15 protein-coding genes and 2 tRNA genes are annotated in these 17,829 nt (G+C 69.5%); 7 read left to right on the top strand and 10 right to left on the bottom strand.

The window, feature by feature from the left end; genetic code table 11:
• Window positions 1–35: 35 nt before the first annotated feature.
• On the top strand, window positions 36–1,259 hold the full coding sequence (locus ASG71_RS14315; protein WP_056740452.1) for a multidrug effflux MFS transporter: 1,224 nt from the start codon (window positions 36–38) through the stop codon (window positions 1,257–1,259).
• A 174-nt stretch (window positions 1,260–1,433) separates the two neighbouring features.
• Entirely contained in the window at window positions 1,434–1,841 is a 408-nt protein-coding gene (locus tag ASG71_RS14310; protein WP_056740450.1) for a hypothetical protein, read from the top strand.
• A gap of 54 nt (window positions 1,842–1,895) precedes the next feature.
• Here ASG71_RS14310 and ASG71_RS14305 read toward each other — a convergent pair.
• The 7 genes from ASG71_RS14305 to ASG71_RS14275 form a co-directional block, all read right to left on the bottom strand.
• Window positions 1,896–1,968: transfer RNA gene (locus ASG71_RS14305), tRNA-Asn, on the bottom strand.
• Between the two features lie 137 nt (window positions 1,969–2,105).
• A tRNA-Asn gene (locus tag ASG71_RS14300) sits at window positions 2,106–2,178 on the bottom strand.
• 88 nt (window positions 2,179–2,266) lie between these two features.
• On the bottom strand, window positions 2,267–4,237 hold the full coding sequence (gene dnaG / locus ASG71_RS14295) for a DNA primase (protein ID WP_056740448.1): 1,971 nt from the start codon (window positions 4,235–4,237) through the stop codon (window positions 2,267–2,269).
• Between the two features lie 52 nt (window positions 4,238–4,289).
• Complete coding sequence (locus ASG71_RS14290; RefSeq protein ID WP_056740446.1) at window positions 4,290–5,579, bottom strand: deoxyguanosinetriphosphate triphosphohydrolase; 1,290 nt, start codon at window positions 5,577–5,579, stop codon at window positions 4,290–4,292.
• Window positions 5,572–6,750 (bottom strand): tRNA dihydrouridine synthase DusB, encoded by a 1,179-nt coding sequence (dusB, locus tag ASG71_RS14285; RefSeq protein WP_056740443.1) that lies wholly within the window; start codon window positions 6,748–6,750, stop codon window positions 5,572–5,574. Before dusB ends, ASG71_RS14290 begins: the two co-directional genes overlap by 8 nt.
• Window positions 6,751–6,848: 98 nt before the next feature.
• Window positions 6,849–8,297, bottom strand: a complete 1,449-nt coding sequence (locus ASG71_RS14280) for a YibE/F family protein (RefSeq protein WP_056740440.1) — start codon at window positions 8,295–8,297, stop codon at window positions 6,849–6,851.
• A gap of 63 nt (window positions 8,298–8,360) precedes the next feature.
• Window positions 8,361–9,734: an FAD-binding oxidoreductase gene (locus ASG71_RS14275; RefSeq protein ID WP_056740438.1), complete on the bottom strand. Its 1,374-nt coding sequence runs from the start codon at window positions 9,732–9,734 to the stop codon at window positions 8,361–8,363.
• 270 nt (window positions 9,735–10,004) lie between these two features.
• On the opposite strand from ASG71_RS14275, the gene ASG71_RS14270 reads away from it, so the two are divergent.
• The 4 genes from ASG71_RS14270 to ASG71_RS14255 all read left to right on the top strand — a co-directional run bounded on the left by ASG71_RS14270 (window position 10,005) and on the right by ASG71_RS14255 (window position 13,968).
• Window positions 10,005–10,757 carry an alpha/beta hydrolase gene (locus ASG71_RS14270; RefSeq protein WP_056740792.1) on the top strand — a complete coding sequence of 251 codons (753 nt, stop codon included), beginning with the start codon at window positions 10,005–10,007 and terminating at the stop codon, window positions 10,755–10,757.
• A complete protein-coding gene (locus ASG71_RS14265; protein ID WP_056740436.1) occupies window positions 10,757–11,566 on the top strand; it encodes a DUF1295 domain-containing protein in 810 nt (269 codons plus the stop codon). Before ASG71_RS14270 ends, ASG71_RS14265 begins: the two co-directional genes overlap by 1 nt.
• Before the next feature lie 13 nt (window positions 11,567–11,579).
• Window positions 11,580–12,455, top strand: a complete 876-nt coding sequence (locus ASG71_RS14260; RefSeq protein WP_056740434.1) for a lysophospholipid acyltransferase family protein — start codon at window positions 11,580–11,582, stop codon at window positions 12,453–12,455.
• Between the two features lie 73 nt (window positions 12,456–12,528).
• Window positions 12,529–13,968: a short-chain fatty acid transporter gene (locus ASG71_RS14255; RefSeq protein ID WP_235564110.1), complete on the top strand. Its 1,440-nt coding sequence runs from the start codon at window positions 12,529–12,531 to the stop codon at window positions 13,966–13,968.
• 75 nt (window positions 13,969–14,043) lie between these two features.
• On the opposite strand, the gene ASG71_RS14250 is transcribed toward ASG71_RS14255, so the two are convergent.
• The 3 genes from ASG71_RS14250 to ASG71_RS14240 all read right to left on the bottom strand — a co-directional run bounded on the left by ASG71_RS14250 (window position 14,044) and on the right by ASG71_RS14240 (window position 17,544).
• A complete protein-coding gene (locus ASG71_RS14250) occupies window positions 14,044–15,048 on the bottom strand; it encodes a GNAT family N-acetyltransferase (RefSeq protein ID WP_056740431.1) in 1,005 nt (334 codons plus the stop codon).
• A 2-nt stretch (window positions 15,049–15,050) separates the two neighbouring features.
• The gene (locus tag ASG71_RS14245; protein WP_056740429.1) at window positions 15,051–16,436 is read right to left on the bottom strand and encodes a glycine--tRNA ligase; all 1,386 of its coding nucleotides are present in this window, start codon (window positions 16,434–16,436) and stop codon (window positions 15,051–15,053) included.
• Between the two features lie 121 nt (window positions 16,437–16,557).
• The gene (locus tag ASG71_RS14240) at window positions 16,558–17,544 is read right to left on the bottom strand and encodes a DMT family transporter (RefSeq protein ID WP_056740425.1); all 987 of its coding nucleotides are present in this window, start codon (window positions 17,542–17,544) and stop codon (window positions 16,558–16,560) included.
• 33 nt (window positions 17,545–17,577) lie between these two features.
• On the opposite strand from ASG71_RS14240, the gene ASG71_RS14235 reads away from it, so the two are divergent.
• The gene (locus ASG71_RS14235; RefSeq protein WP_056740423.1) at window positions 17,578–17,814 is read left to right on the top strand and encodes an RNA-binding S4 domain-containing protein; all 237 of its coding nucleotides are present in this window, start codon (window positions 17,578–17,580) and stop codon (window positions 17,812–17,814) included.
• Window positions 17,815–17,829 lie beyond the last annotated feature (15 nt).

Raw genomic sequence — 17,829 nt, 5'->3', positions numbered from 1 at the left:
GGCGCAGGCGGCGGGCGGGCCTAGGATTGACCTCTGTGCATACACCCACCAATCCCGGGGATTCCCTCAGCCGCCGTCGCAAGCTCCTGTACATCCTGATGCTCGGCGCGTTGACGGCCCTGGGCCCGTTCACCGTGGACCTGTACCTGCCGGCGTTTCCGGCCCTCGAGGAGAGCCTCGGAGTTAACGAGGCCGCGGTCCAGCTGACGCTGACCGGCACCACGGTCGGGTTCGCCCTGGGCCAGCTGGTGGTCGGGCCGCTGAGTGACAAATTCGGGCGGCGGCTTCCCCTGATCCTGGCCACGGCGCTGCACATCGGCGCCTCGCTGGGCGCCGCGCTCTCCACCGATATCGGCACACTGGGCCTGTTCCGGGTGCTGATGGGCATTGGCGCCGCGGGCGGCGGCGTGGTGGCCATGGCGATGGTGCGCGACCTGTTCAGCGGGTATGCGATGGTCCGGATGTTCTCCCGGATGGCGCTGGTCAACGGCCTGGCACCGATCCTGGCCCCGGTGATCGGATCGCAGCTGCTGCTGCTGATGCCGTGGCCGGGCATCTTCTTCTTCCTCGCCGGCTACGGAAGCTGCGTGATTATTGCCGCCGTGTTCGTCGTCCGCGAGACCCTGCCCCGGGAGCTGCGGGGCCGCACCGGCCTGACGGCCCGGCAACGCTACGGCGTCCTCTTCGGCGACCGGGTCTTCGTGGGCCTGCTGCTGGTGGGCGGCCTGAACTTCGGCGGCCTGTTCACCTACCTGTCGGCGTCCCCCTTCCTATTCCAGGATGTCTTCGGGTTCTCGCCGCAGCAGTACGGCATGCTGTTCGGCGTCAACTCGCTGGGCATCGTCGCCGGCGTGCAGACCAGCTCACGGCTTATCAAGCGCGTGCCGCCGCAGTGGATCCTGGCCTGCTCGACGGCCTGGATGTTCCTGATGGCTGCGCTCATCGTGGTCTTCGACCAGCTGGGCTTCGGACTGTGGGGCGTCATGGTTCCGCTCTGGTTCTACATCTTGGGGGCCGGGTTCACCTTCCCGTGCGTCCAGGTCCTGGCCCTGGCCAAGCACGGTGCACAGGCCGGCACCGCCGCTTCGCTGCTGGGCGCGGCGACCTTCCTGACGGCGGGCATCATCTCCCCCGTCGTCGGCTGGTTGGGCCTCGGTTCCGCCACGCCGATGGGCGCGGTCCAGGCCGGTTGCATCCTGCTCGCCGCTGCGGCCCTCTGGCTCATCGTCCGGCCCCGAACGGTTCCGTCGATCCACTAGGCCGGTCCCGACGGACGGACATGCCCCTCAGCCACTCCAAGCGCCGGGCATAACCCGCCATGCCCAGTCCACGCCGCGAAGGATGGGCATGTCCGTCAGCAGTCGGTCGACGGCGGTACTCGGCCGGGCCACGCTGCCCTATTCGCGGCAGACGCCGGGCGATAAAGTTGGTTTGTGCCTGAGTGGCAGGACCCTCCTCCCCTTCCGGCCACGTGGCAGCGGTGCGACGACGGCATCCTGCCTCTGTGGTGGGACCGGCTGTGCTCGCAGACCAGCCCCCAGTCGGCGGCCCTGTACGCGGCCGGGCTGTTCACCGAGGACCGGCGCCGACCGATCGCCCAGTGGTACAACCCCGCCTACGACTCGGCGCTGCTCGTGGCCCCGGAGACCTCCCCCGAGTGGCCCGTGCAGCGGTTCGGCATCTTCTACGCCCCGCCGCGCGGCGGGTTTACCCGGGTCCACTCCTCCGGGCACGAGTGGCACCCCCGCGAGCCCCGGCAGTCCCCCACCGAGGATGAGGCGTTCCAGGCGGCCGTGGCGGAGGCGGAACGCTTCCTGCAGGTGGAGATGTTCTTCGTCTAGCAGGCAACAAAAAGGCCCCGCTGCCGGCTGTTCGCCGGATGCGGGGCCCGAGGGCTCCTCCTGCTGGACTTGAACCAGCAACCCTTCGATTAACAGTCGAATGCTCTGCCAATTGAGCTAAGGAGGAATGAAGCAGGTATGACATTAGCAAAGGTTTTCGCCCGAAGGAAATCGGCGGACCGTTGCCCCTCGGGCACCGCCGGGATACCCTCCCTGGGTATACAAAAAGTCCCCGTTCCGGTGACCCGGAACGGGGACTGTGCGCTCCTCCTGCTGGACTTGAACCAGCAACCCTTCGATTAACAGTCGAATGCTCTGCCAATTGAGCTAAGGAGGAATGAAGCGGATATAAGCCTAGCAAACACCGCGCCGGTAAGCGAAATTGGCTGCCCCGGCTGCCCGGCGGGACCGGTGCCGACGCCGGCTCAGGCGTCCATGCGGAGCGCCCGGCGCTGCATTTCCAGCTCCATCAGCTCCCGGTTCAGGCGCTGGAACTCCTCGGGTTGCGCCGAGGCGTCCAGCCGCTGCAGCTGGCCCATCTTGTCCGCCTTCACGCGCGTGATCTGCAGCTCGAACAGGCGGGCCAGGATGTCGCGGCAGTAGCGCTGGACCGCCTCGGGGGTGCTGGCGGGCAGCGGGACGACCGCCAGCTCGGACACCAGGGGCCGGAGCGGCTCCGGGACTTCCTGCAGCAGCTGCTCCACCCAGCGCACGGGGTCGCCGGTGTGGGCCAGTCCGGTGGCGCGGATCGCCTCGTGGACGGCCAGGTAGGCCGGGGTGGAGAACCTCGCCTCCGAGAACCGTTCCCAGGTGGCTCCCTCCAGGAGCGCCGGCTCCTGCAGGACCACTTCCAACGCCTGACGTTCCATGGTGGCCACCGGATCGCGGGGGTCCGGACGGTTGAACGGCAGCGCCGCCGGCAGGGGTGCCACCCCCGGCCCGGAGCCGTAACCGGCGGGCGCCGGGCGGCCCTGGTGCTGGCCGGAGCCCTGGCCGTAGCCGCGGTCCGGAGCGTGGCCCTGGTTGTTGCCGTGGCCCGGGCCGCTGCCGCCCGGGGCACCCGGGCCCTGGCGCTTGGCGGCGGCACCGACGGCCCGGCTGACATCCTCCACCGGCATGCCCAGCCAGCCGGCCAGTTCACGGGCGTAGGCCGGGCGGATGCCGGCGTCGCGGATCTGGGCCACCACCGGAGCCGACTCGCGCAGGGCCGCGATCCGGCCCTCGACGGTGTCCAGGTTATGGCGGCGCAGGGTGGCGCGGATGGCGAACTCAAACAGCGGACGGCGCGAGCCGATCAAATCCCGCACCGCGTCATCGCCCTTGGCCTGGCGCAGTTCGCAGGGGTCCGCGCCGCCGGGCTCGACGGCAACGTAGGTCTGGGCGACGAACCGCTGGTCTTCCTCAAACGCGCGCAGCGCGGCCTTCTGTCCGGCGGCGTCGCCGTCAAAGGTGAAGATGACCTCTCCCCCGCTGCCGTCGTCCGAGAGCAGCCGGCGGGCGATCTTGATGTGCTCGGAGCCGAACGCCGTGCCGCAGGTGGCGACCGCCGTCGGGATCCCGGCGAGGTGGCAGGCCATCACGTCGGTGTAGCCTTCCACGACCACCAGCTGGCGTTCCTTGGCGATGCTGCGCTTGGCCAGGTCGATCCCGTAGAGGACCTGGGACTTCTTGTAGAGCGCCGTCTCCGGGGTGTTCAGGTACTTGGGGCCCTGGTCGTCCTCGTAGAGTTTGCGGGCGCCAAAGCCGATGGTGTCGCCGGCGATGTCGCGGATCGGCCAGATCAGCCGGCCGCGGAACCGGTCGTAAATGCCCCGGCCGCCTTCGGAGAACATGCCGGTGAGCTTCAGTTCCGCGTCGGTGAAGCCGCGGCCGCGCAGGTGCTTGAGCAGCGAATCCCAGCCCTGCGGCGCGTAACCGACGCCGAACTGTTCCGAGGCGGCACGGTCAAAGCCGCGCCCGTGGAGGAAGTTCCGCCCCTCGGCAGCGCCGGGAGTGAGCAGCTGTGCGCGGAAGAATTCGTCCGCGATCTTGTGGGCATCCAGCAGCCGCTGGCGACGGCCGATCTCCTCGCGGTTGGGCCCGGAACCGCCGTCCTCGTAACGCAGCTCGTAGCCGATCCGGGCGGCCAGCTTTTCGACCGCCTCGTGGAAGGAGGTGTGGTCCAGCTTCTGCACAAACGAAATGACATCGCCGTCCTCACCGCAGCCGAAGCAGTGGTAACGGCCCACCTGCGGCCGCACGGTGAACGAGGGTGAGCGCTCGTCGTGGAAGGGGCACAGTCCCTTGTAGGACCCCAGCCCGGCACCTTTGAGCGTGACGTACCCGTCAACGACTTCCTTGATATCGGTGCGCTGGCGCACCTCGTCGATGTCTTCGCGTTTGATCAGGCCGGCCACGGTGCCATCCTAGCCCCCGGGCACGACGCCGGTCCGCGGCGTATGGTGCCGGTCACCACAGCGACGGCAGGCTGCCGACGAGCCGTTCGTACATGGCCAGCGCAGAGCCGTCGGTGAGCGAGGCCACCTGGTCGATCACGACGCGCAGCCGGGCTCCGTCGTCGGCCGCGGCGCGCCAGTCAGCGGCGAACATCGGTTCGAGGTGGCGGTCCCCGGTGGCGCTGAGCGCGGTGACCAGGGCGTGCAGTACCTCGCGCTGGCGCTCGTAAATGGGCTGCCGGTGCTCGGTGGTCATCACGAAGGTGGTGGCCAGGCCCTTCATCACCGCGATTTCCATCACAGTCTCCTCCGGGACGATGAGTTCGGCGTTGTACCGGGTGAGGTTTTCCGGGCCGTAGACGGCGCGGGTGGTCTCCAGCGCGCTGTGGCAGAACCGGCCGATCAACTGGCTGGTCATGTCCTTCAGCGCCGCCATGGATTTGCGGCTGCCGTCGGCCTCGCGCACCCAGACACTGGTCGCTTCCAGCCGGGCCAGGGCGGCGTCGATCTCAGCCGCGTCGTGGTGCGGCAGGTACCACTGCTTGGCGTAGCCGACCACCCGGGCGCGGTGGTCCGGGTTGTCCATCCAGCGGAGCTGGAAGTGTCCGGCGACGATCGCATCCTCGACGTCGTGCACGGAGTAGGAAATGTCGTCGGCGAGGTCCATGACCTGCGCCTCAAGGCAGGACCGCCGCTCGGGGGCACCCTCGCGGATCCACTCGAAGATGGGCAGGTCGTCCTGGTAAGCGCCGAACTTGCTGGTCCGCTGGCCGTGGATCACCGGGGCGTCCTCGGCGGACCACGGGTACTTGGCGGCGGCATCGAGGCTGGCCCGGGTGAGGTTCAGGCCGGCGGGCCGGCCGTCGGGGGCCAGGACCTTGGGCTCGAGCCGGGTCAGCAGGCGCAGGGTCTGGGCGTTGCCCTCGAAGCCGCCGATCGCGTGGGCGACCTCGTTCAGCGCCGACTCGCCGTTGTGGCCGAACGGCGGATGGCCGAGGTCGTGGCTGAGGCAGGCGGTGTCGACGACGTCGGGGTCGCAGCCCAGGGTGCGGCCAAGTTCGCGGCCCACCTGGGCCACCTCAAGGCTGTGCGTCAGCCGGGTCCGGACAAAGTCGTCCGTGTCCGGGGCCACCACCTGGGTCTTGGCGCCGAGCCGGCGCAGCGCGGAGGAATGCAGGACCCGCGCCCGGTCACGTTCGAAGTCGGAACGGTAGGTGCTCTTGGGCGGCTCCTCGACCCAGCGGGCACAGTCGCGCTCCACGTAGCCGCCGACGACGGCCGCCGCGGTCCGGGCCTCAGCCACCGGAGACGTCCAGTTCGGCGAAGGAGATGTCCCGGGACTGCTCGGCGTCGAGGTTGCGGTTCAGCAGCCAGTCCTTGGGCAGGGCCGGTTTCTTGGGCGAGCCTGCGCGGCCGCGCGGGCCTTCGGCGTCGGCGCCCGGGTAGGGCGAGTCGAGGTCGAGTTCATCCAGCGTGGCGCGAAGGACTTCCAGGCTCGTCACGAGTGCCAGCCGGTGGCGCAGGTCGCTGCCGACGACGTATCCCTTGAGGTACCAGGCCATGTGCTTGCGGATCTCCCGCAGCGCCTTGCCCTCGTCGCCGAAGGTCTCCACCATGAGCTCCGCGTGGCGGTAGATGCTCTCGGCGACCTGGCGCAGGGCCGGGGTGTGGCGGGCGTCGCTGCCTTCGAAGGCTGCCATCAGATCCCCGAAGAGCCACGGCCGGCCCTGGCAGCCGCGGCCCACCACGACGCCGTCGACGCCGGTTTCGCGGACCATGCGCACCGCGTCCTCGGCAGACCAGATGTCTCCGTTGCCAAGCACCGGAATGTCCGGCAGGGCTTCCCGCAGCCGGGCGATGGCGGACCAGTCCGCTTTGCCGGAGTAGAACTGCGCGGCGGTGCGGCCGTGCAGGGCGACGGCGGCGACGCCGGAATCGCGGGCGATCCGTCCTGCGTCGAGGTAGGTCAGGTGGTCATCATCGATGCCCTTGCGCATCTTGATGGTCAGCGGGATGTTGCCCTTGGATGCTTCCTTCACGGCGGTCTGGACGATCGAGGTGAAGAGGTCGGTCTTCCAGGGAAGCGCCGAACCGCCGCCGCGCCGGGTGACCTTGGGCACCGGGCAGCCGAAGTTGAGGTCGATGTGGTCCGCGCGGTCCTCCTCGACCAGCATCCGGACCGCCTGTCCGACCGTGACCGGGTCGACGCCGTACAGCTGGACCGAACGGACTTTTTCATCGTCGTCATGCGAAATGATCCGCAGGGATTCGGGGGTGCGCTCCACGAGCGCGCGCGAGGTGACCATCTCCGCCACGTACAGGCCGCCGCCGTATTCGCGGCAGAGGCGGCGGAACGCGGAGTTGGTGATGCCTGCCATCGGGGCCAGGATCACCGGGGTGTCCACCGTGATGGGGCCCAGCTTCAGGGGCGGCAGTTCCAGCTTGGGGGCGGGAGGGGTTGCTACAACAGTCACCCGACCATTGTCTCAAAGCCGGGCAAATCGGCCCGGCGCCCGGTGCGCTATGTGGAAATCGGGGCTGCCTGCCGTCCGATCCACCGGCGGAACCGGGGTCAGCGGCGCAGTTCGGCCCGCCGGCCGCGCCGGCTTTCAGGTGCCGGACCGGATCCGTCGCCGTCGGGCGCCGCGCCGGTGCCGCCGTCGGACGCGTGATCGGCTGCCGCGCCGTCGTGCACGGACCCGCCGTCGTCCGCGGGCAGCGCCGCGCCGCGCAGCCCGGTGGCCTTGACGACCAGCACCGCGATCAGCGTCGTCACCGGGATGGCCAGGACCAGGCCGATCGACCCGACGAGGGTGCGGATGACTTCCTCGGAGAGTTCGGCGCTGGTCAGTGCGTCGCCGAGCGGGCGTTCGTACAGCATCACAATGATGAGGACGGGCAGCGCAGCTCCGGCGTAGGCGAAGGCGATGGTGTAGACGGTGGACGCGATGTGGTCCCGGCCGATCCGCATGGCCGAGGCGAACAGCTTCCGCCTGGAGGTGCCGGGCGCGAGTTCCCACAGCTCCCAGACGGCGGAGGACTGGGTGATGGTCACGTCGTTGAGCACCCCGAGTCCGGAGATGATCAGCCCGCAGAGGATGATGCCGGAGATCGAGATGTGGTCCGAGACGTTCGCCAGTGTGGCGGCATCGTGGCTGCCGACGCCGGCGAGGTTCGCTGCGTCGGTGGCCCAGGCGGCCAGGACGGCGGTGATGCCCAGGCCGAACATGGTGCCCAGCAGCGCCGTCGAGGTCCGGGCGGTGAAACCGTGGGCGAAGTACAGCACGCCGATCATGATCACGGTCGACCCGACCAGCGCCAGCAGCAGCGGCGGCTTGCCTTCGACCAGCCCCGGGAGCATGAAGGAGACCAGCACGGCGTAGGCGCCCAGCAGGCCGATGAGGGCGCGCAGCCCGCGCCAGCGCGCCACCGCGATCACGACGACGGCGTAGAGGACGGCGAGCAGGATGATCGGCAGGGTCCGGACGAAATCGACAAAAACGTAGGAGGGGGTTCCCTGCGCGGCGGCACCCTGGGTCTGGGACAGGTTCAGGTAGCGGATCCCGTCGCCGGCCTTGACACCGTGGGACTTGGCGACGTCGGGGTTGATCACCACCTTGACCGGGTTGCCGCCCTTGTCCGGGTCGGTGTAGGCGAAGGTGCACTGCGAGCCCTGCCCGGCGCCGGGCGCCGGGGGTGCCTGCCCGGCCTGCGGTGCTTGCTCCGGCGCGGGCGCCGCCTGGCCGTCCGCCTGGGCGGCACCATCCATGCAAGGCCCGACGACGACGCGCTGGATCGTTCCGGTGTCGAAGCTGACGCCCGGGGCGGCGGCGTACGGGCTGGAGAGTTTGAGGCCGTCCTTGCTGCCGGAGGGCCACAGCAGGACCATGGCCACCACGGTCAGCAGCGTCAGCGGGACCAGGACGGCGGCGAGGATCCAGTTGGCCTTCCTGCGGGCGGCGAGCGCCCGGGGCGTCGGGTCGATGCCTCCGTGTCCGGTGTGTGAATGTCCGGCGCCCATCAGCAGTTCAACCTCATGCCGAAAACTCTACGGGGTCGGGACGCCCGGGGTGAGGCAGGACAGCTAGGCGGGCACTATGTTCTGGTTGATGTGGAAGAGGTTCTGCGGATCGTACTTCGTTTTGACGTCCCTCAGCCGTGCGTAATTGGGGCCGTAGTTCTCCGCTACCTTGTCCAGGTCGTCACCGTCCATGAAATTGATGTAGCCGGCGGACTCGGAATAGGGCTGGAGCGCCGCGGCGTATTCCCGCACCCAGGCGATGTTTGCCGCCGTGTCCGCCGGATCCACCCAGTGGCAGGCGATGACCGGGGAGAAGCTGGCGTTCCGGTTGGGGAACGCCGTGTCCCCCGAGCCCACCCGGTGCACGGCGCCGTCGATCGGATAGATGTGCACCGCGGTCTGCACGCTGGGAACGCGCCGCCCGTACTCGAGGTGGGCATCGATGGCCCCGTCGTTGAGCTCGGAGAGGAAGGCCGCCTTCCAGTAGGCCAGCAGGCCTTTGGGATACATGCCGTCGAAAGCCGAGTTCAGGGCCGGGTAAGGCATCGGGCCCACCATGGAGCCGGCTACCGGGGCCGCGTCGAGGAAGGGCTGCCAGCGGGACGGCCCCTCGGCCGGGTCTCCGGTCCACATCCCGACCACAATGCAGACCGGCTTGCCGTGGAACTCCTCGGGCAGGAACGGAACCGGCGGTCCCTGGTGGAAGGCGAGGAAAGCGCCGAACTCCTCGGGGGCATCCGCCAGCTGCCCGCGGTAGAACTTGGCGACGGTCTCGGCGTGGTCCCCCGGGTAGATGACGATGCCTGCGTGGACCGTGTCCACGGGATGCAGCCGGAATTCCAGCGAGGTGACGACGCCGAAGTTGCCCCCGCCGCCCCGCAGTGCCCAGAAGAGGTCCTCATGCTCGTGCTCACTGGCAGTGAGGAACCTCCCGTCTGCGGTGACAACGTCGGCCGAAAGGAGGTTGTCGCAGCTAAGCCCGTACTTTCGGTCGAGGTAGCCGATGCCGCCGCCGAGGGTCAGGCCCGAGACACCGGTCGAGCCGACGACGCCGCCGGTGGTGGCGAGCCCGAAGGCGTGCGTGGCGTGGTTGAAGTCGGCCCACGTCGCCCCGGCCTCTGTCCGGGCCGTTCTGCCGGCCGGGTCGACCCGTACGCCCCGCGTGTGGGCGAAGTCGATCACCAGTGCGTCATCCGCCGTGCCAAAACCCGGACCGCTGTGTCCCCCGCCGCGGACCGCCAGCGCCAGGCCATGCTCCCGCGCGAAGTTGACGCCGGCGATCACGTCGGCGACCTGGGACACCTGGACCACCGCTGCCGGCCGCTTGTCGATCAAGCCGTTTTGCACGGCCCGGGCAGCGTCGTAATCCGCGTCACCGGACGTGATGACGTGCCCTCGGACCTGCCCGCGCAGGCCATCGAAGTCGGTTCCATTCATTTTCTGTACCGTCGATTTCGTCGTGGTTTCCGACCCGGACGGTGATTTGTGCTCCCAGCCGGCAGAACGCCCGGGGGTTTACGAGCACAGGCCTACTCCTCCGCTCCGGAGCCGTCAAGGGGTCCCGGGGACGGGCGGCCCATCCCGCGCCGCCGCTGCTCCGAACGTCCTGCGGGAGAGGTGGAAGACCAGCGCCGGAAGCCTGCCGGGAACTCCGGAACGCGCTTTAGGGTTGGACACTGAGGGACAAAAGATGTGGAGGACACCAACGTGGCCAGACGCAAGACAGATGACCGGGAGGCCGCAGCGGGCGCTTCCGGCACGACGGCCCGGGCGACGCTGAGCATCGCCGACGCGGCCGGGGAAACCCGCGGTGTTGCCCTGGTGCTGCACGGCGGGCGTGCCGCGAGCTTCGACGCCGTCCGTGCCCGGCATCTGAGCCCGGCCAGGATGTTGCCCTTCGCGCAGGCCCTGCGCGGCCGGGGCGGCCCGCACGGCCTGGCCGTCTGGACCCTCCGCAACCGGTACCGGGGCTGGAACGGTCCGGACATGTCGCCGGTCCAGGACGCCCGCTGGGCGCTTGAGCAGATCAGCCTCGAGCATCCGGGCGTTCCGGTTTACCTGCTCGGCCATTCCATGGGCGGCCTGACGGCGCTGTGCGTCGCCGACCACCCGCAGGTGGACGCCGTCGTCGCTCTCGCGCCCTGGCTGGACGGGACTACCCCCGTGGACCGCGTCGCAGGGCGGCGGGTGCTGATCGTGCACGGCACTGAGGACCGGTGGACCAGCCCCCGCAACTCCCTGGCGTACGCGAAACGGGCACAGCAGGTGGCCGCGTCGATCGACTACGTGTCCCTTCAGGGCGCAGGCCACTTCATGTTCCGCCGGGTTCGGCTTTGGAACTCGCTGGCCAACGGCTTCATCCTCGACGCCTTTGGCAGCCGCGCCGGCACCGAGCCGGCCGGCGCCGGGGAACTCAGGCAGGTCCTCCCCGCGGCCGCCGGCCTGCCGGTGGTGCTCTGATGCCGGCCTTCCCACTGGCGGCCTTCCTGGCCAGCCTGCCCTGGGCGGCCCTGGCCCTCGCGCTCCTGCTGGCCGTGACGTTCGCGGTCGCCGTGCGGCAAAGCCGCCACTCGGTCATCGACACGGTCTGGGGCCTGGGCTTCGTCGTGGCCGCCGGGGTCTCCTGGCTGTTGTCCGCAGGCCACGGCGACGCCGGACGCCGGCTGCTGCTGTTGGCCCTGGTGGCGGTCTGGGGCGTGCGGCTGGCCGTCCACATCGGCGTCCGGGCCCGCGGCGGCCACGAGGATCCCCGCTACGTGGACATGCTGTCCTCGGCCCCCGGCTCCCGGAACACCTACGCCCTGCGCCGGGTGTACCTGCCCCAGGGCCTCGTGATGTTCTTCGTCTCGCTCACCCTCCAGGTCGGCATGTTCAGCACCGGCCCCCTGGGCTGGCTGGCGCTGCTGGGAGTCCTGCTTTGGATCGTCGGCTTCGTCTTCGAAACCGTGGGCGACTGGCAGTTGGCACAGTTCAAGGCGGACCCGGCTCGGCGCGGAACCGTGCTGGACACCGGGCTCTGGCGCTATACCCGGCACCCCAACTACTTCGGCGACGCCGCCGTGTGGGCCGGGCTGTTCCTGGTCGCCGCGGACTCCTGGCCCGGCGTTCTCACCGTCCTCTCCCCAGCCCTGATGATCTGGACGCTGGCCGGAAAGACCGGCAAACCCCTCACCGAGAAGGCCATGTCCGCCCGGCCCGGCTACAGGGAATACGTCGAATCGACCTCCGGTTTCCTGCCCTGGCCGCCCCGGCGGAGGGCCGGCCGCTGAGCCGGGACCGCCCGTGAGCTGGCGTCCCGGTCCCAGCGACCGCTTCTACCGCACCATCGTCCGGACCGGCGAGCTGCTGCGCCGGCTGTTCGGGATCCGGATCATCGTCACCGGCGCCCAGCACCTGCCCGGCACTCAGACGGAACTGCCCCGCCCTGAGGCTTCCCCGGGCTCCGCGGGCTCACCCGGGCGCGTCCCGCGGCCGGCCCCGTCAAGGCGGCCCGTGCCCGGGACGGGCGCCGTCGTGGCGATCACGCACTTCGGCTACCTTGACTTCGCCGCGGCCGAGCTGCTGCTCTGGTGGCACAACCGGGCGCAGATGCGCTTCCTGATCACCCAGGGCGCGGCCGACCACTGGTTCGCCGGGCCGGCCGTCAGTGCCGCCGGGCACGTCGTCGTCGGCTACGACTCCGGCGCCCACGCCTACGACGAGGCCGTGCGGAAGCTGCGGGCGGGTGAGTACATCGCAATCCTTCCCGAAGCCGGGGTGAGCCGCAGCTTCCGGGTCCGCGAGTGCCGGACCGGCGCGGTGCGGATGGCAGCCGAGGCGGGGGTTCCGCTGATCCCGGTCTCGGTCTGGGGCGCGCACCGGATCATGACCCGGCACCATGGCTTCTCGCCGCGCCGCGCCTGGCGCGCGCCGGTGCGCGTGCACGTCGGCGAACCGTTCCACCCGGCGCCGGAGTCGGACGTAGCGGCGGCGACCGACGCGCTGCGGGCGGCCCTGCAGCGCGGGATCGACGCCGGCATCGCCGACTTCCCGCTCCAGCCCGGACCGGGAGCGTGGTGGATGCCGGCGGAGCTGGGCGGCAGCGCGCCCACGGAGGAAGAACGGCAGCGGCTGGACGAAGCCGAAGGACTGCGGCGCGCCCGCAGCCGGCGCCGATAAGCCCGGTTCACCCCACCGACTTGACTAAACTCCATCGGGTACAAAATCACACTCAACGAAGAGGTACCCCTCTGTGTCGAACACAGTCCTGACCAAAAGCGGCATCGTCGAAGAACGCGGTCTCGCCCGGATAGCCCAGCGGATGGCGGCGTGGACCGAAAAATGGTTCCCCGACGCCTACATTTTTGCCCTCGCCGGGGTGATCATCATCGCCCTGGCCGCCCTGGCGATCGGCGCCTCGCCGCAGTCCATCGCCGACTCCTTCGGCAACGGCTTCTGGGACCTGACCGCTTTCACCCTGCAGATGGCCATGGTGGTCCTCACCGGCTACGTGGTGGCAACGTCCCCGCCGGTGGCCCGCCTGATCAACCGGCTGGCCCTGGTGCCCGCCACCGCCCGGACCGCGGTCAGCTTCGTGGCCCTGATGTCCATGTCCGTCTCCTTCCTGAACTGGGGCCTGAGCCTGATCTTCGGCGGTCTGCTCGCCCGGGCCATCGCCCGGCGCAAGGACCTGACCGTGGATTACCGGGCCCTTGGCGCGGCCGCGTTTATGGGCCTCGGGGCCGTCTGGGCCCTCGGCCTGTCCTCCTCGGCCGCCCAGCTGCAGGCCACGGCGGCCTCCCTGCCGCCGGCGCTGCTGAAGATCACCGGCATCCTGGACTTCGGCACCACGATCTTCACCTGGCAGTCACTGCTGACCCTGGCCATCCTGATGCTGCTGACCACGGTGATCGCGCACTTCTCCGCCCCGCAGGGCGGCGCAATCCGCACCGCCGAAGACCTCGGCGTCGACCTCGACGACGAACCCAGCGAGCCCGCACCGCGGTCCCGCCCCGGCGAATGGCTCGAATACAGCAGGATCCTGCCGGTCCTGGCCGGAATCCTGACCCTCGGCTGGCTCGTCTCGCAGTTCCTGACCAAGCCGTTCCTGACCGTGGTCAGCAGCCTCAACGGCTACCTGCTGGTCTTCCTCATCCTGGGCCTGGTGCTGCACGGCACCCCGCGGAACTTCCTGCAGGCTGTCACCAAGGCCGTCCCGGCCACCGCCGGCATCCTGGTGCAGTTCCCCCTGTACGCCGCGATGGCCGCGATCCTGACCAAGGCCACCGGCCACGGCGGCATGACCATCTCCGCGCACCTGGCCGAATTCTTCTCGCAGATCGGCAGCGGCGGCGGATTCGCCGTCGTCATTGCGCTGTACACCGCGGTACTGGGCCTGCTGGTCCCCTCCGGCGGCGGAAAGTGGCTGGTCGAGGCGCCGTACGTGATGCAGTCCGCGACCGACGTGCAGATGAACCTGGGCTGGACGGTGCAGATCTACAACATCGCCGAGGCACTGCCGAACCTGATCAACCCGTTCTTCATGCTGCCGCTGCTGGCGGTGCTGAAGCTGCGCGCCCGGGACCTGGTCGGTTTCACCTTCCTGCAGTTCGTGTTCCACCTGCCGGTGGTGCTGCTGCTGGTCTGGCTCCTCGGCGAGACCTTTGAGTTCGTCCCGCCGGTGATGCCCTAGCCACCGGTTAAACCACGACTGACCCGCAGCCGTTGTCATTATGACAACGGGTGCGGGTCAGTTGCGTTTGGAGTCCTAGACGGGGTCCGAGACGATCAGGGTGTCCGCGCCAGCCTGGCGTGCGGTGCCGGCTTCCAACAGCGGCTCGACGACGGCGCGCAGCGCGGTCATCGAATCATCCAGTTCCAGCAGCACCGGGTACTGGTACGCAATCAGCGCCAGCAGGTCCCGGACCGCTGCCCGGGCTTCGTCCGCCGGCAGGTCCGGGTCGTGGCCGAGGAACACCTCGGACGGCTCACCGGCTGCCGGGGCATGGCCGTCCTCGGCGCCAAGTTCCGGCCCGCCCTGGGCGTAGCTGACGGCGAAGGCCTGGAGACGGCCCTTCTTGCTGGCCGGCACGCCCGCGCCGAAGGCACTGGCCTTGGGCGCGCGCAGCACGATCGCGCCGCGCGCGCCGCTGAGCTCGTCCAGGAAGAGCCGCTGCACCGTGGCGATGCTGAGCTCGCCGGGGCTGTCCCAGTCGTGCACGGCGGTGTAGTACCGGCCCACGACGCCGCTCAGCTCCACCGACCCGGTGGCCAGGTCCTCGACCTGTTCGGTCGCCGCGGCCTCGGAACCGTCGCCGAAGACCGGGAGCTTCAGCGCCCCGGGCTCGACGACCACCAGGCGCGAACGCTGGATCGGGGCCAGGCCGGCCGCTTCGGCGAACGCGGCCCCGGGAGTGCCCGGCTCCACTTTGGTCCGCAGCCGGGTCACGCCCGAGGGCGAACGTTCCGCCTCGTGCCGGAGCATCGCCAGCAGGGTCGAGCCGATGCCGGACCGGCGGTGGTCGCGGGCCACCTCGACGTATACCCAGAGCCGCTCCGGGTGCAGCGACGCTTCGTGGACTGCGCCGGCCGCCACCGGGATGGCGACGCCGTCGACGACGTCCTCGGCGACGATGCAGCGGCGCCACGGCGCGTTGCCGGAGGGGGCCAGGGTGCCGCGGAACTGGCGGGCTTGGTCAGTCTCGGGCCCGCCCCAGATCTCCAGCAGCGCCAGGTCATCGCTCTCGCGCCACTCGCGGTATTCGATGGCCACGCTCAGGCGCCGATCAGCCGCGCGGCCAGGTAGCCCTCCACCTTGTCCAGGGAGACGCGCTCCTGGGCCATGGTGTCGCGTTCGCGGATGGTGACGGCCTGGTCTTCGAGCGTGTCGAAGTCGACCGTGATGCAGAACGGGGTGCCGATCTCGTCCTGGCGACGGTAGCGGCGGCCGATCGCGCCGGCGTCGTCGAACTCGATGTTCCAGTTCCGGCGCAGCTGCGCGGCGAGGTCCTTGGCCTTCGGCGAGAGGTCCTCGTTGCGGCTCAGCGGCAGGACAGCGGCCTTGACCGGGGCCAGTCGCGGGTCGAGCTTGAGCACGGTGCGCACGTCGACGCCGCCCTTGGCGTTGGGTGCCTCATCCTCGGTGTAGGCGTCGATCATGAAAGCCATGAAAGACCGGGTGAGGCCGGCGGCGGGTTCGATCACGTACGGGGTGTAGCGCTCGTTGGTGGCCTGGTTGAAGTAGCTCAGGTCCGCCCCGGAGGCCTTGGCGTGGGTGGAGAGGTCGAAGTCGGTGCGGTTGGCGATGCCTTCGAGCTCGCCCCACTCGGAGCCGTGGAAGCCGAACCGGTACTCGATGTCCGTGGTGCCCTTGGAGTAGTGGCTGAGCTTCTCCAGCGGGTGTTCGAAGAAGCGCAGGTTTTCCTCGCGGATGCCCAGGCCGGTGTACCAGGCCATGCGCTCCTTCATCCAATACTGGTGCCACTGCTCGTCCGTGCCGGGCTCGACGAAGAATTCCATCTCCATCTGTTCGAACTCGCGGGTGCGGAAGATGAAGTTGCCCGGCGTGATCTCGTTGCGGAAGGACTTGCCGATCTGGCCGATGCCGAACGGCGGCTTCTTCCGCGAGGTGGTGAGCACGTTGGAGAAGTTCACGAAGATGCCCTGGGCGGTTTCGGGGCGCAGGTAGTGCAGGCCCTCTTCACTGGCCACCGGGCCGAGGTAGGTCTTGAGCAGGCCGGAGAATTCCTGGGGTTCGGTCCATTCGCCGCGGGTGCCGCAGTTGGCGCAGGCGATGTCCTTGAGCCCGTTCTCGGCGGGGCGGCCCTTCTTCTCCTCGTATTCTTCCTCGAGGTGGTCCGCGCGGTAGCGCTTGTGGCAGGACAGGCACTCCACCAGCGGGTCGGAGAAGACCTCGACGTGGCCGGAGGCTTCCCAGACCTGGCGGGGCAGGATCACCGAGGAGTCCAGGCCGACGACGTCCTCGCGGCCGCGGACCACGGACTGCCACCACTGGCGCTTGATGTTTTCCTTCAGCTCGGCGCCGAGGGGGCCGTAGTCCCAGGCAGAACGGGAGCCACCGTAGATTTCACCGGCCTGGAAGACGAAACCCCGGCGCTTGGCTAGGGAGATGATCTGGTCGAGAACGGATTTTGCTGCCATGGGAACTCCAATTTCTACAGGGCCGCTGGGTGCGGTCCGTGCTGTCAGCCCCGGGTCACCGGCTGGCTGCCGGGCGGGGTCCTGCGAACGGGTGATGCAAACTCCTAGCCTACCCGTGCCGCTACCTCTTGAGGGCTCCGCGCGACCAGGGCAGGCTTGCCAGGACGATGGCCGCCAGCGTCAGCAGTGTGCCCAGCACGGTGGGCAGCGCGACGACGGTGCCGGGCACGGGCAGGGCCAGGTCGAGTCCGAGCGAACCCAGCAGCTGCCCCGCGATCATGCCGAGGCCGGTGACCAGCACCCCCAGGCCGCGGACCAGGAAGGCGGCGACGCCGATGAAGATACAGCCCATCGGCCCGCCAAGGTAGTACCACCACTCGCCGGGGAGGGCATGGCCGGGACCGGCCACGGCCAGTTTGATCAGCCAGGCAATCCACAGCACGGCGCTGCCGGCGATGAAGTTCACCAGGGTGGCGGTGATGGGGGTGCCGTAGTGCACGGTGGCCGTGCCGTTCATCGCCTGCTGGAAACTCATCAGGAAACCTGCGAGCACCGGCAGGAGCACCGGAACCAGCAGCTGCAGCGGCCCGCCCGCCGTCGCGCCGCCGGCCGCACTGCCGTCGAAGCGGGGCGAGACGGCCCAGGCCACGGCGGCGACGGTCAGCACGCTGCCGATGACCCGGATGCCGGTCACGGGCTTTTTGCCGGCCGGGCCGAGGCCCATCCGGTCCACCAAGAGTCCACTGAGCGTCTGCCCGGTGACGGCGGCGACCGTGAAGAGGGCGACGCCGAGCAGCCCTACCGTGAAGGACTGGGCGAAGACAAAGAACGCACCGATGCCGCCGGCGAGCACGTAATAGGGCGGGAAGCGGCGCTCCCGAAGCGCCGGCAGGACGGTTGCCAGCCCGGCGCGTCCTTTCGGCAGGACCAGGGACACGACGATCATCAGCACCAGGCCGACGCTGAAGCTGACCACCGCAGCGGCGAGCCCGTCGGCTAGGACGGTTCCCAGGGCGCCGTTGATCCTGCCCTGGACGGGGACGAAGAGCCCGGCCGCAACGGCGAGGAGCAGCCCGACGGGCAGTGGGAGCCGCGGTGCATGGGTCATTGGTGCCACCTTTGGTCAGGCATGATTGCTGGTATGAGCAACCCGGAAATTGAAGAGATTCCCATCCGCGACGACATGATCCGGCTGGGCCAGCTGCTGAAGCTGGCCAACCTGGTCGAGGACGGGGTGGAGGCTGCCGAACTGATCAAGAACGGCCTGGTCAAGGTCAACGGCGAGATCGACGACCGCCGCGGGCGCCAGCTGCACCACGGCGATACGGTCACCGTGAACGGGCAGAGCGTCCGGATCGTGACCCCCGCCGGGGCCTAGCAGCGCCTGACCCGC

It is taken from the genome of Arthrobacter sp. Soil763 (assembly GCF_001428365.1).
Taxonomy (GTDB): domain Bacteria; phylum Actinomycetota; class Actinomycetes; order Actinomycetales; family Micrococcaceae; genus Arthrobacter.
The sequence above is the reverse complement of the archived record's forward strand: the minus strand, read 5'-3'. Positions and strand labels throughout refer to the sequence as shown.

What these genes read in the sequence shown, in the direction of transcription:
- ASG71_RS14280 (WP_056740440.1), bottom strand. Translation starts at nt 8,297, where the DNA reads ATGGGCGCCGGACATTCACACACCGGACACGGAGGCATCGACCCGACG.
- ASG71_RS14265 (WP_056740436.1), top strand. Translation starts at nt 10,757, where the DNA reads ATGCCGGCCTTCCCACTGGCGGCCTTCCTGGCCAGCCTGCCCTGGGCG.
- ASG71_RS14275 (WP_056740438.1), bottom strand. Translation starts at nt 9,734, where the DNA reads ATGAATGGAACCGACTTCGATGGCCTGCGCGGGCAGGTCCGAGGGCAC.
- ASG71_RS14240 (WP_056740425.1), bottom strand. Translation starts at nt 17,544, where the DNA reads ATGACCCATGCACCGCGGCTCCCACTGCCCGTCGGGCTGCTCCTCGCC.
- ASG71_RS14245 (WP_056740429.1), bottom strand. Translation starts at nt 16,436, where the DNA reads ATGGCAGCAAAATCCGTTCTCGACCAGATCATCTCCCTAGCCAAGCGC.
- ASG71_RS14235 (WP_056740423.1), top strand. Translation starts at nt 17,578, where the DNA reads ATGAGCAACCCGGAAATTGAAGAGATTCCCATCCGCGACGACATGATC.